Raw genomic sequence first — 13,000 nt, 5'->3', positions numbered from 1 at the left:
CCTGACTATTATTTCTCATCGTAACAAAATTTATTAAAGTTAAATTTTGTTACCGAATTATCTAACATCTACAGGAATGACAAAACTATGACGATAGAGGTTGTTATTTCTCCTTCTTCCCCCACTTAATTTTCATTTTTCCGGCATCATCAACAGCAAGTAAATGGAGCACAATACCACGTTCGCGAACGGCGTCGCGTTCGGCTTTGCTGGCGAGTTTGGCATCGTTTTTAGAATTTCTTAATGGGATTGTCAGGGCGAGATTGGTGCCTCGGCCGAAAGAATAAATTCCGTTAACATCGATGTTTAGAACACTAGAGCTGATCGTTAAATTATTCACGTCGATTTGTTCGCCTCGCATATTTAAATGACCTGACAAATTGCTGAAAGTGATATTCTCGACATCGCGAAACGGAAAAGCAAATTTTCCAATTTTTACAATAGGTTCAAAGTTGAGCAATGCGCCTTGGTTAACTTTAAAATCCAATTTTCCGTGCATGGAATTGGTAATTAATTCGCCTTGACTGTTTATAAAACCGCTTACGTTTGCAGTGCTTGTCAATCGTCCTTTTATATTACTTGGATTAAAAGAAGTGATTCCGAAATTGTTGAACGACCTTAAAAAACTTGCAATATCTACCTTGTTTACCTGTGCATTTGAGCTGAAAGCATAATTTTTTCCGCTTGGTAAAACCTCGCTGTTAAAAGTGATGCTGCCTCTCGAAGTTTGGAGAGAACCATTTTTTATAACCAATTTCGAATCCAGCATTTGAATACTTGCGGTGGTATTTGTTGCCGTTAGTTTGTTGTAATTTATTTTGTCGGCTTTGATGTCGATTACAACGGCGCATTTGTCGATCACAGTTCGAAGATGATTTGAAATCGTTGGTTTTTTAATGTTATTAATGGTAGATTTCTTTTTTTGAGAAGAAGCCAAAACGCCCAGAAATTGTTTAAGATCGATATTTGGGCAATAGATTTTCCAGTTTACGAGCATTTTCTCGGGTGCATCGTAATACAAGTTCAGGAAATTATCGATTTTGCCTTCTATGAAAATTGTGTTCTTTTTGTGTTTGTAAGCGATTTGTTTAATAAGTAAAGCTTTCTCGGTAAAATCAAGATGAATGTTCGTTTTTACGGCCTGAATGTTTTTTGGGATATAATGAAACGAAGCATTATCTACATCGACATTTCCTATAAATCTAGGTTTGTTAATGTACAAATCGACAATATCAAACTGAAATTTCAATTTGGCTTTGGCGTGGCCTTCTTCAAAATGAATCCACTTTTCGTTGCTTACCTGATTAAGTCTTTCGATATCAAAATCAGAACTTACGTTTCCGGTTGCGATTGGTTTTTCGAGATTGCTGATTACGACTTGCGGAATGCTGAGCGGAATATTTTCATATTCTCCCGAAAATCGGGTTAAAATTACAGCCGAATTTGGGTCGTTAAATCCGTTTTTGGGTTTGAAATTATTGGTAAAAATCCCTCTAAAATTACATTTGTCAATTTGCCCGTCGGGAATGGTGAGTTGGTTGTCTTTGGCTACAGCCTGAACTACGATTTTAGGATCGTCGTGAACGTTTAAATCGCCTTTTAGATCGCAGTTTACATCTATAGGTTTCTTCAAATCAAACCGATTTAGTTTTGAACTGATATTTCCGGATAATAAATTCGACGCATTGCTCCACAAAATACGCGTATTGATATTGATTCCGAAAAGGGAATTGGTTTTGCCAATGTTGAAATACGCGACAATATCGAATGAATCAGAACCAATTTTTAGATTTTTGGTCAAAACATCAATTTTTTGTTTATCAGCTTGGTAAGAAACGGCCAAAGTTCCTTTGAGTTCTTTTTGTTTGGCAAAACTTCCGTGAACGGTATTAAAGGCTAAACTCTTTATCTGCGTGTCTAAAAACAAATCTGTGCTCCAGTCGTCTCCATCATAATCTACTTTTGATTTTAAACTATGAACATCAAAATCAAAAAGTTTGTTTCCTAATTTATTGTCAATGATAATATGAACATCGCTGAGGTCGATTTCGTCAATTGTGGTTTCGGGTTTTGATTTGTTTTCGGACGTTTTTTTCTTTTTGGGTTTAAAAATATCCGAATTCGTGTAGCCGTCTTTGGTTTTATAAATGTAAATATCGGCGTCGTTAATGAGGATTTTATGAATGTTGACTTCCTTCTGCAATAAACTCCAAACGTTTAAACGTGCTTCGATTTCTTTGGCTTTTAAAAGGGTATGATGATGTGTATCCCATTTGTTGTCTTTGACTTCGACATCTTTTAAAGCTAAGGTGAAATTAGGGAAACCGGTTAAAAATTTATAATGAAAATCGCCAATATGAAACTTTCCGTTTATGTTTTCGTTGATTTTGGTATTGATCTTGGCAATAATTTCGGTTTTATTCTGATTGAAATAAACCGATAATCCTCCGCAGGCCAATAAAAGCAGTCCTATAAGCACTAAAATAAAAATACCGAAACGTTGGGCATATTTTTTAAAATGAACCGATTGGAAAAAGCTTTTTATTTTGTGTAAAGTTTCCTTCATTACTTGTGGATTTTGAGGATCATTAAAGATAAGAATAAAAAACGAATATGTTTTAACGGCAGGTTACAGCTTGTAAATAAAGCAGATGGAAATGTTATAATTATTGACGATGCATTTATAATCAAAACTAATTTGTGAATGGTGTATGATTTGTTTTTAATTTTTAACTTTGTATCTCAGTTTTGAAACTATTAAAAAAGTCTCCCCGAGACAAAAGCTGAGGATAACTTAAAGAAAAATAATTATGGCATTAGCAATAACAGATGCTACTTTTGACGAAGTAGTTTTAAAATCAGATAAACCAGTAATGGTAGATTTTTGGGCAGCATGGTGCGGTCCTTGTAGAATGGTTGGTCCAATCATTGACCAATTAAGCGAAGAATATGCAGGTAAAGTTGTGGTTGGTAAAGTAGATGTAGATGCTAACCAGGAATTTGCTGCTAAATATGGTGTGCGTAACATACCAACCGTTTTGGTGTTTCAAAATGGTGAAGTAGTAGGTAAACAAGTAGGAGTAGCTCCGAAACAAGCCTACGCTGACAGCTTAGACGCTTTGTTGTAATCGTAAGATTATGATTTATATAAAGAAGGTTTGACGAGAGTCAAGCCTTTTTTATTGGATATATGTTTGAAGTTTTTTTTCGCCACGAATTCACGAATTTTTTATAGTTATAGAAATTAGGAAATCTAATTCGTGAATTTGTGGCTAACTTTATTAAACTATCTAATTTAAAATAAAATCGTAAAAGTGGTTCCAAAATCTGGTTTTGAAGATACTTCGATTTTGCAATTTATTGCCGTCGCCAAATCCCGAATTAAATGCAGTCCTAAACCGGATTTAATGCCAATAACTTCAGAATCGTCGTATAATGCTTTGAATCGTTCCTGACTTCCACCAGAACCATTATCTGTAATAGAAAGATATTGAACTTCGTTTTCTTGCCAGGCTTTCCAGATTATTTTTGGATTTTCTATTTTATCAAGCGCTTTTATGGCATTTCCGGTTAGATTTCTGATTATGGTTTTTAGGTAATTTTCATCGGTATTTAGAAGGATGTTTTCTGGATTTTCAAATGAAAGATCAATGTTTTCTATGCTGGAAAAATGCTGCTGTATTTCTTTAAAAATAATAGCAGCAGGAATTTCTTTAAAATGCGGTTTAAAGTTTTCCATTTGTCCTTTGCTCCAAAGTAAAATATCTTCCATTGAGGTTAATAAATTCTCGGCTCCTGAGATTACTTTGGTCTGCATTCTGGCAGCGGTTTCTTCATCGATTAATTCCGGACTTTCTTTTTGAAGATGTAAAAAATGAATCAAATTAGAAACAGGACTTCTTAAATCATGATTTAAAATGCTGAAGAATCTCGCTTTTATTTTATTGGCCTCATCGAGTTCCTGGTTTAAAAGCTGTAATTTCTGATTGGTTTTCTTTCTGTTTTGGTTTTGGGTAAATAATAATAATCCGATAATGCCAACTAATGCCAATCCTAAAATTAAATACAAACGTTGTTTTTTGGCTTCTGCAATCTGAATGTTTTTAATGGTATTTTGAGTCGAAAGGGTTTTAATTTCCTGTATTTTAGTTTTGTTTTGAAAACGAGCTTCCGCATTGGCAATATTCTGCTTAGCAGATTGCGCCATCATTTCATCGTTGTATTTGCTGTAAATTTCGTTATAATAATAGGCTTCTTTCCAATTTCCTATTGCAGCATAACTTTGAGATAGTTTTTTATTAATAACAACAAACGATTCTTTGTCATATTTTAAAGCCTTTGTTGAGGCTTTTTTTAATACCTCGATTGCCTTTTTGTGTTCTCCCTTTTCATTTAAAACCTTTCCCAGAATAGTATTGGCTTCCATTATAATATCTTCATCATTCGATTTTTGCGCATATAAAACGGCTTTTTGGGCATAATTATAGGCGTTATTTATTTTGCCTTGATTTATAGAGTACTCAGCCATGCTTCGATTAGCAAAACTCAAATTGATAAAAAGAGAATCTTTTGCTGTTGGGTACGTATATAAGAGCTTGTAGTATTTAGTAACGCTGTCGGGTTGCTTTAGCGAAACATAGCTGTGCAGGTAATAATTGCATAAAAAAGCGCGTACATATGGAGCGTCTTTTAAATACGGTTTTGCTTCGTTGAAATATTCAATAGCTTTATTGTATTGTTTCATTTTGGTATAAGCGCTTCCAATTTGAAGATAAGATATGCCGATATTTTTTTCGTCTTTTTTCGTCTTTTTAATTCGTTTTTTATAGGAAATGGCTTTTAATTGATAGCCAATAAAAGTTTCATATTCAGAATTAAGATGATAGTATTCGGCCAGACTGCCGTATAAAACAGATTTAGTGTAGTTGCTTTTTGTAGTGTCTACAACTTGCTTAATGTATTTTGTCAAAGATTTACTTTTTAGAGTATCCTGAACCGAATAATAAATGTAATTAAGGCGCATTAAAGCGGTAGTTTCATTTTTTAGATGTCTGGTTTTTTGGGCATATTTCCAGGCTTGTTCGTAATTTTCTAATGCTTTTTGGTATTGGCTATTAGTAAATTCATACGCTATTCCGTGCTGTAAATAAAACTGACTTAAATAAACAGGATGGTTTTGAGAAAGCTCAATTCCTGTTTTGGCGGCTGTAATTAATTTTAGATACTCTTCTTTATCTAAAAGTGCCGTAGTGTAGGTAAGCCAGATTTTGAGTTTTTGATCCAGGTTTTTGTATCTCGCTAAATTGGGTTCTTGCTGTGCAAAAACAGAAAATATGATAAAGAACAAAAACACAAAACCGACTTTTTTCATTTAAATCAGGTTTAGGTTTTCTTTATAACTTCTGCCAACCGGAATAGAAATATTGTTGTTTAAAATGATTTCGTTTGAATTCATTTTTTCGATAAACTGTTTTTGAACGGCATAACTTCTGTGAATTCGGATAAATGATTGAAAATGATCTTCTTTTAATAAGTTGCCAATGCTCGATAAAACACAATGTCTTTTTTTGTCGGTAATAATTAATGTGTAGTCTTTAAGCGCTTCGAGGTATAAAATTTCATGAAGTTTAACTTTGGTTTGTTCGTGGCCTTCTTTTATATAAATAGAATCGCCGCCTATGCTGGCTTCAAAAAGAGAGGCTTTGATTCTTATTTCCATAAACTCTTCGATTCGGCTTATGGTTTTTGCAAATCGGTCTAATTTTAAAGGTTTTACAATAAAATCGAGCGTTTCTATCTGAAAACTTTCAACAGCATGTTCCGGATGTGCCGTTATAAAAACACAAACCGGAATTTCCAGCGCTTGTTTTCTAAATTCAATGCCGTTTAAATCGGGCATATCGATATCCAGAAATAAAATATCAACTTTTTGTTTTTCTATAAACGGAAGCGCATCCTGAGCAGAATCGAAAACACCTAAAACATCCAGAATTGGGAATTTTTTGGCAAAAGACAAGACAGTAAGTTTGTCAATTTCGTCGTCATCAATAATAATACAAGAGTATTTTTTCATCATTCAAACTTATTTTATGTCGTCTGTCTATTTAAAATGCTGTTTGTCTATTGGCTGTTTTTGCCGTGGTTTTATTAGCGCAAATTTGTCTTGTAATTAATTCATCGGCTAAAAATACACACTCGATTATAGGCTTCTGAGTTTTACAAAAATAATGTTATTCAATTAAAAAAGAGTCATTTGGCTAATTAAAACTACAATTATTATGAAAACTTTTAAAACCATTTTTGCCATTTTATTTATTGCTATTTCTACAATCTCGTGCAGCAGCGACGACGGAACTGACGGAGTTAATGGAGCTGACGGACAAATCGGGCCGGCAGGACCAGCCGGAACGGCAAATGTTATTTATAGTGCTTGGATAAACGCACCAGCAGCAGTTGCAGAAACAATAGACGGTACTTCTGGAATGTCGACTTCGATTAATGCTCCAGAACTATCAACGGATATTCTTAATAAAGGAACCGTATTGGTTTACGTGTCTTTTGGTACAGGTACTTTTGCGGTTCCGTATACATCAACAGCAGGCGGATTTGTTAATACTATAACAGCTATTTCTAGTTTACAGAAAATCAAGTTTTTTAGATTTAGACATGACGGAGCAGGTACGGTAAATCTTCCTGTATCACTTACCTGGCGATATATTTTAATTCCAGGAGGAGTTGCTGCGACGGCTAAAAAAGCAAATCTAGATTATTCTAAAATGAGTTACGAAGAAGTTTGTTCACGCTTTAATATTCAGCCATAAAATAAACGAAAAAGGAGAGTAATCAGTTTCTGAAAATCACAATGCAAACGAAGCAAATTTGTTTAATTTAAAATTTAAGTATCATGAAAACTTTTAAAACCATTTTTGTGCTTTTGACATTCTCATTTCTGGTAATTTCTTGCTCTAGTGACAATAATGAGCCAGAAGCAGTTGTATATAACGAAGAAAATCCTTTTGAAATTTATATGGCATATTCGGGATTTAGCGGAAGCACTGGCAATGTTGTTAACTCTGGAATTTACGAATTTGGTTTCAGTTTTAAGCCAACTGTTACAGGTAAGATAAATTCGCTGATTGTAAAACTTCCAACAACTAATGACGCACTAAGAGTTACGTTGTGGGATGTTGAAACGAAAAAGGTTATAAAATCAGAAATGATTAAAGTACCAACGGCTTATGTTACAGTAGAAAAGAGTATTGCATCAATTGCCTTAACCAAAGATAAAGAGTACTTTATTTCGATTAATAGTGATGATTGGTTTTCTAGAAATAAAAAAGATGGATCAGCAGCTCCTTATCCTATTATAGCTGGGAATATTACTATTACTGGATTTGCTTATGTTTCAAGTACAGCAACAGAAACTATTTTTCCAACGAATATACGTGACAAATTTTACTTCGGAGATGTAACTTTTAAATTTCAACAAACGGAATAAAATAATAGTATTGAATTAAAGAGGAGTTGTTTAATAAAAGCTTTAAACTAATAATATCATGAAAACTTTTAAAACCTTTTTTGCAGTTCTAACTCTTGTGATTTTAGAGATCTCTTGTAGTAGTGACGATCAGGCAAAGCCAATTACCTATGAAGAAGAAAATCCTCTAGATGTTTATATGTCACTTTCAGGATTTAACCAGAAAACCAGAATCGTAAAAGATGCTTCGGTTTTTTCTGAAGCCGGTTTTAAATTTAAGCCTGCTGTTACAGGTAAGATAAATTCTTTTATTGTAAAAATTCCAGATACAAATTCTGGTTTAAGAGTTACTTTGTGGGATGCTGAAACGAAAACTATTTTAAGATCTGAAACCATTAATGTTCAAACTGAAAATGTTTCAGTAGAAAAAACCATTGTGCCAATTGCATTGATTAAAGATCACGAATATATTATTTCTCTTCTTAGCGGTGATTGGTTTAGCAGAGAAAAGGCTGAAGGATTAGCTGCAACTAATTATCCTATTGTGGCAGGGAATATTACCATAACGGGATTTGGTCATATTTCAACAAAAGGAACAGAGTATCTTTTTCCTGCAACTTTTCGCGATACTTTTTATTTTGGAGATGCAACTTTTAAATTTCAACAAACTGAATAATTTTATTTTTGGATAGTGTGAATTAGTAAGTTTGGAAAAAGGCTGGGCAGTTGTCAAGCCTTTTTTTGTATAATTTTTTTAGCCACGAATTCACGAATTTATTCTATTATAAAGTATTGAAATAATTTGTGAATTCGGGGTAGACTTTCTAAACTGACTGTTTTTTTCTATTTTTAACGAATCTTATATTCCTTTAAAAATGAAAATTCTATACACCTTTCTTTGTTTTTGTATGCTGATTCCGAGTGGTTTTTCTCAATCAAAAGAAAAAGAAAGTGTGTTGCTGGAAAATGGTGTTTCAGAACAGCTGGCGCACTTTCGCAAAAAACAAATTTCAGATGTTCAGTATGATTTGTTTTTCAAAATTCCGAATCAGAGAGCAGAAAATATAAATTCTCAGCTATTCGTAAAACTGAATTTGTCTGATTTAAGTGAGTCTTTGTTATTAGATTTTAAAGAGAAAACTTCCAATATAAAAACAGTTGACGTAAACGGAAAAAACGTTGCAATTGTTCATCAAAACGGACATATTGTTGTTCCATCTTCAGCTTTAATTTTAGGGAAAAATACCATTTCAATTTCCTTCATTGCAGGTAATTTATCGTTGAACAGAAATGATGATTTTCTATACACTTTATTAGTTCCCGATCGCGCGAGCACTTTGTTTCCTTGTTTTGATCAGCCGGATATAAAAGCGACTTATAAATTGAGTCTTTCTGTGCCAAAAGAATGGTCGGTTTTGGCTGGAGCCGATGTTGTAGAGAAATTGGAAAGCGGCAATTTTACGTCTTATACTTTTGGCGAATCAGATAAAATGAGCACGTATTTATTTTCTTTCGTTGCTGGAAAATTTAAAAGCGTGACGCAAAAGCCAGGTTTAGAAATGACGATGTTATATCGAGAGAATAATCAGGAGAAAATAAAAGTAAGTACCGATACTATTTTTAATTTACATCAGCAATCGTTAGATTTTCTGGAAAAATATACCAATTATAAATTTCCGTTTCAAAAGCTGGATTTTGCTTCTATTCCAGTTTTTCAATATGGTGGAATGGAACATGTTGGCGCGATTCAATACAGAGAATCGACTTTGTTTCTGGACAACAGCGCAACCGACAGCGAAAAACTTAATCGAGCTAAACTCATTGCACACGAAACGTCGCACATGTGGTTTGGCGATTTGGTAACGATGAAATGGTTCGACGACGTTTGGATGAAAGAGGTTTTTGCCAATTTTATGGCCGATAAAATCATGAACCCAATTTTCCCGAAAGTCAATCATAATCTGCAGTTTTTTACGGCGCATTATGGCAGCGCTTACGCGGAAGATCGGTCTTTAGGAACACATCCAATCAAACAGCATCTGGCAAATTTAAAAGATGCCGGATCGCTTTATGGAGCTATTATTTACAACAAAGCGCCTATTATGATGCGCCAGCTCGAAGCATCGATGGGAAAGGAAGCTTTTCAGAAAGGAATCGAAAAATACATTCAAAAATACGCCAATGACAATGCTGATTGGAATAATCTCGTAGAAATCCTGGATGCCGAAACACCACTCGACATGAAAAAATGGAGCGAAGTTTGGGTAAACAAATCCGGAAGAGCGATTTTTACAGATAAGATCGAATACGATTCTAAAAACCGCATCAAAAAGTTTGAGATTCTACAACAAGCAGAAGATAAATCAGATAATATCTGGCCTCAGGTTTTTCAGATTGGTTTAGTTTATAAAGATAATGTAAAGGTTTTAACAGCGAATATTAAAGACAAAAGTTTGGTTTTGAAAGAAGCTGTTGGACTAGAAAAACCAAATTCTATCGTTTACAATTATAATGGTTTTGGATATGGTGTTTTTCCGCTTGACGGGAATAATTTAAATTATATTGCAAAGTTGAAAGATGAGGTTGCAAGGGCTTCGAGTTACAGCAATCTTTATGAAAATACACTGATTGGAAATGTTTCTCCAGAAAAAGCTTTTGATTGTTTTGTAAAAGGGATTCAAACAGAACAAAACGAATTGGTTTTGAGAATTACTTCGGGAAGTTTAAATACAATCTATTGGAGATTTTTGACTGAAAAAAAGCAGAATAAAGTTCAGAAACAGCTTGAAGGTATTTTGTACGAACGTTTACAGGCCAATTTATCGCCTAATATCAAAAAGACATTATTCGGATTATTCAGCTCGATTGCTTATTCTAATTCGGCGAAAGCCAAATTATATCAGATTTGGAATAAAGATATTGTGATTCAAAATTTGAAATTAAACGAAGACGATTACACCAATATGGCTATGAATCTGGCGATTTTCAAGCATCCAAAAGCCGATGAAATTCTAGAGAAAACTAGAACAACGATTACAAATCCGGACAAACAAAAACGATTTGAATTTTTGCTTCCGTCATTATCAAAAGACGAATCCGTTCGTGATGCTTTTATGGAATCTTTAAAAGACGATAAAAACCGGGAGAAAGAATCGTGGGTTTCGGTTGGTTTAGCGAATGTTCATCATCCGCTTCGTCAGGAAAGTGCACAAAAGTATATCAGATTTTCATTAGATTTGGTTGATGAAATCCAGCGTACCGGAGATATTTTCTTCCCGAAAGACTGGCTGGATAATACCGTTGGGAAATATTCGTCGAAATTTGCTTTTGATGAAGTACAGCGATTCTTAAAAGAAAACCCTAATTTTAGTCCTATTTTAAAAAGGAAATTATTTCAGGCGACAGATTTGCTTTATAAAGCACAAAATATTAAAAAAGAAACCGAATGAAAATCGAATCGGAAATAGAGAAAGTTTCAAGTTTTCAGCATCTCGAAATGCTGGCAAATCAGGTTGTGGAAGGTTTTATATCCGGAATGCACAAGAGTCCGTTTCATGGATTTTCGGCAGAATTTGCCGAGCATAAAGTGTATAATGCAGGCGAAAGTACGAAACATATCGATTGGAAATTATTTGCCAAAACCGATCGTTTGTATACAAAACGTTTTGAAGAAGAAACCAATTTACGCTGTCATTTGATTGTCGATAATTCGTCGTCAATGCATTACCCGGAACTGAAATCGGGTCAGCCATTTTATGAAAAGAAGATTGGTTTTGCGGTTTTGGCTTCGGCAGTTTTAATGAATATTCTAAAGAAACAGCGCGATGCCGTGGGTTTAAGTGTCTTCTCGGATAAATACGAATATTACGCACCAGAGAAGGGAAGCGATCGTCATCATAGAATGCTTTTGAACAAACTGGAAGAATTATTGGTGCAGCCAAAAGTCAAAAAAACGACGGATACGATTACCTATTTGCATCAAATAGCAGAGAAAATGCACCGCCGTTCGATGATTATTTTGTTTACCGATATGTTTCAGGCCGAAGACGATGAAAAGCTTTTTAATGCTTTACAGCACTTAAAGCACAATAAACATAAAGTGGTTTTGTTTCATGTTGTTGATAATGAAACCGAATTGAAATTTGATTTTGATAATGCACCAAGAAAGTTTATTGACTTAGAATCAGGAGAAGAAGTTTCGATTTTTGCCGATAATGTTAAAATTGAATATGAAAAAAGAGTAGAAGCCTACTTTAAAAACCTGGCTTTAACCTGTGCGAAGAACCAAATTAAGTACGTTCCGGTAAATGTGGGTGATAATTTTGAAAAAATATTGACTACATATTTAGTTGAAAAACAAAACTTTGGGTAAATAATTGAAAATTTATTTCATTTTTTTTACAAAAACGCTTGCAGATATGAAATTCTGTACTATCTTTGCAACCGCAATAACGCAGAGGTTTGGTAGTTCAGTTGGTTAGAATACATGCCTGTCACGCATGGGGTCGCGGGTTCGAGTCCCGTCCAGACCGCAATATTGGGAAAAGCCTTTCTTAACGGAAAGGCTTTTTTGCCCAAATACGGTATCTAAGATTAGTTGTGTTGTTTTGCTACGACTTTGTAACTCGTAGCTGGTTTAGTAGTTAGACCAATGAAAAGCTTTCCACTTTTGTGGATGGCTTTTTTGATTTATAACACTTTTGGTTTTTTGTTTTTAAACGCAATCCCGATAACTATCGGGAGCAAAGATTTTCGCAAAGGTTCGCAGAGTTTAAATATAGCTTTGCGAACCTTTGTGCTTTTAACTTTGTATGCTTTGTGGCAAAAAGAAAGAAAGTTCTTCTTTTTTGGTTTTAGTATCAATTTTTAAAATATTGGAATTTAGTCAATTAAAAATTTCTCGATTTTTATTCGCAAAAAAGCTTGTGAAATCAAAGATCTGTTGTATTTTTGCACTCGCAATAACGCAGGGTTTGGTAGTTCAGTTGGTTAGAATACATGCCTGTCACGCATGGGGTCGCGGGTTCGAGTCCCGTCCAGACCGCCTAAGTTGTTAAAAATGCCTATCATTACGATAGGCATTTTTTTTTACCATTAAGTTTTGATTTATGTTTTACGTTTATATCATTTATTCTAAAACTTTTGATGTTTATTACAAAGGGTTTAGTGAAGATATTGCTCAAAGATTATTGTATCATAATGAAAATAGAAGCAGATATACTTCAAATAAAGGTCCATGGGAGTTGGTTTATTCGAAAGCATTTCAAACTAAAAAAGAAGCTTTAATTGAAGAATTGAGATTGAAAAAGTTAAATCGAAAATCACTCGAAGCTTTAATTCAAGATTCAAAATAAGAAAGATAGGATTAGGTTGGAATACATGCCTGTCATCTCGTCTACGGACGAGACGGGTTCGAGTCCTCTCGTTTTCAAGAACGAGACTAAGTTGTTAAAAGCCTTTCTTAACGGAAAGGCTTTTTTGTTTTTTAGGTTTAAACGCAAAGAGCGCTAAGATTTACGCAAA

The 13,000-nt window shown here is 34.2% G+C and carries 10 protein-coding genes and 2 tRNA genes; 9 read left to right on the top strand and 3 right to left on the bottom strand.

Features of this window, described 5'->3' with window-relative positions:
- Window positions 1–103 precede the first annotated feature (103 nt).
- Window positions 104–2,566 carry an AsmA family protein gene (locus AC1RRQ_RS06955; protein WP_493022279.1) on the bottom strand — a complete coding sequence of 821 codons (2,463 nt, stop codon included), beginning with the start codon at window positions 2,564–2,566 and terminating at the stop codon, window positions 104–106.
- A gap of 244 nt (window positions 2,567–2,810) precedes the next feature.
- Between AC1RRQ_RS06955 and trxA the strand changes: the two genes are divergently transcribed.
- Complete coding sequence (trxA, locus tag AC1RRQ_RS06950; RefSeq protein WP_008466289.1) at window positions 2,811–3,128, top strand: thioredoxin; 318 nt, start codon at window positions 2,811–2,813, stop codon at window positions 3,126–3,128.
- 167 nt (window positions 3,129–3,295) lie between these two features.
- Here trxA and AC1RRQ_RS06945 read toward each other — a convergent pair whose 3' ends face one another.
- Both AC1RRQ_RS06945 and AC1RRQ_RS06940 read right to left on the bottom strand, forming a co-directional pair.
- Window positions 3,296–5,371: a tetratricopeptide repeat-containing sensor histidine kinase gene (locus AC1RRQ_RS06945; RefSeq protein ID WP_493022278.1), complete on the bottom strand. Its 2,076-nt coding sequence runs from the start codon at window positions 5,369–5,371 to the stop codon at window positions 3,296–3,298.
- A complete protein-coding gene (locus tag AC1RRQ_RS06940) occupies window positions 5,372–6,076 on the bottom strand; it encodes a LytR/AlgR family response regulator transcription factor (RefSeq protein ID WP_493022277.1) in 705 nt (234 codons plus the stop codon).
- Window positions 6,077–6,278: 202 nt separating this feature from the next.
- On the opposite strand from AC1RRQ_RS06940, the gene AC1RRQ_RS06935 reads away from it, so the two are divergent.
- From AC1RRQ_RS06935 to AC1RRQ_RS06900, 8 genes are all read left to right on the top strand, one after another.
- Window positions 6,279–6,821, top strand: a complete 543-nt coding sequence (locus AC1RRQ_RS06935; protein WP_493022276.1) for a hypothetical protein — start codon at window positions 6,279–6,281, stop codon at window positions 6,819–6,821.
- An 83-nt stretch (window positions 6,822–6,904) separates the two neighbouring features.
- Window positions 6,905–7,498 carry a hypothetical protein gene (locus AC1RRQ_RS06930; RefSeq protein ID WP_493022275.1) on the top strand — a complete coding sequence of 198 codons (594 nt, stop codon included), beginning with the start codon at window positions 6,905–6,907 and terminating at the stop codon, window positions 7,496–7,498.
- A gap of 58 nt (window positions 7,499–7,556) precedes the next feature.
- Window positions 7,557–8,153, top strand: a complete 597-nt coding sequence (locus AC1RRQ_RS06925) for a hypothetical protein (RefSeq protein WP_493022274.1) — start codon at window positions 7,557–7,559, stop codon at window positions 8,151–8,153.
- A gap of 199 nt (window positions 8,154–8,352) precedes the next feature.
- Window positions 8,353–10,926 (top strand): M1 family aminopeptidase, encoded by a 2,574-nt coding sequence (locus tag AC1RRQ_RS06920; RefSeq protein ID WP_493022273.1) that lies wholly within the window; start codon window positions 8,353–8,355, stop codon window positions 10,924–10,926.
- Window positions 10,923–11,849, top strand: a complete 927-nt coding sequence (locus AC1RRQ_RS06915; protein ID WP_493022272.1) for a DUF58 domain-containing protein — start codon at window positions 10,923–10,925, stop codon at window positions 11,847–11,849. Before AC1RRQ_RS06920 ends, AC1RRQ_RS06915 begins: the two co-directional genes overlap by 4 nt.
- A gap of 86 nt (window positions 11,850–11,935) precedes the next feature.
- Window positions 11,936–12,009 (top strand) — tRNA-Asp (locus AC1RRQ_RS06910).
- A gap of 438 nt (window positions 12,010–12,447) precedes the next feature.
- A tRNA-Asp gene (locus AC1RRQ_RS06905) sits at window positions 12,448–12,521 on the top strand.
- Window positions 12,522–12,585: 64 nt separating this feature from the next.
- Complete coding sequence (locus AC1RRQ_RS06900; protein ID WP_493022271.1) at window positions 12,586–12,831, top strand: GIY-YIG nuclease family protein; 246 nt, start codon at window positions 12,586–12,588, stop codon at window positions 12,829–12,831.
- Window positions 12,832–13,000 lie beyond the last annotated feature (169 nt).

The organism is Flavobacterium sp. GW821-FHT12A05, from assembly GCF_058807735.1.
This window is presented reverse-complemented; position numbering and strand designations above follow the sequence as displayed.

Coding starts and splice junctions, on each gene's coding strand:
- AC1RRQ_RS06955 (WP_493022279.1), bottom strand. CDS start 2,566: ATGAAGGAAACTTTACACAAAATAAAAAGCTTTTTCCAATCGGTTCAT.
- trxA (WP_008466289.1), top strand. CDS start 2,811: ATGGCATTAGCAATAACAGATGCTACTTTTGACGAAGTAGTTTTAAAA.
- AC1RRQ_RS06945 (WP_493022278.1), bottom strand. CDS start 5,371: ATGAAAAAAGTCGGTTTTGTGTTTTTGTTCTTTATCATATTTTCTGTT.
- AC1RRQ_RS06940 (WP_493022277.1), bottom strand. CDS start 6,076: ATGATGAAAAAATACTCTTGTATTATTATTGATGACGACGAAATTGAC.
- AC1RRQ_RS06935 (WP_493022276.1), top strand. CDS start 6,279: ATGAAAACTTTTAAAACCATTTTTGCCATTTTATTTATTGCTATTTCT.
- AC1RRQ_RS06930 (WP_493022275.1), top strand. CDS start 6,905: ATGAAAACTTTTAAAACCATTTTTGTGCTTTTGACATTCTCATTTCTG.
- AC1RRQ_RS06925 (WP_493022274.1), top strand. CDS start 7,557: ATGAAAACTTTTAAAACCTTTTTTGCAGTTCTAACTCTTGTGATTTTA.
- AC1RRQ_RS06920 (WP_493022273.1), top strand. CDS start 8,353: ATGAAAATTCTATACACCTTTCTTTGTTTTTGTATGCTGATTCCGAGT.
- AC1RRQ_RS06915 (WP_493022272.1), top strand. CDS start 10,923: ATGAAAATCGAATCGGAAATAGAGAAAGTTTCAAGTTTTCAGCATCTC.
- AC1RRQ_RS06900 (WP_493022271.1), top strand. CDS start 12,586: ATGTTTTACGTTTATATCATTTATTCTAAAACTTTTGATGTTTATTAC.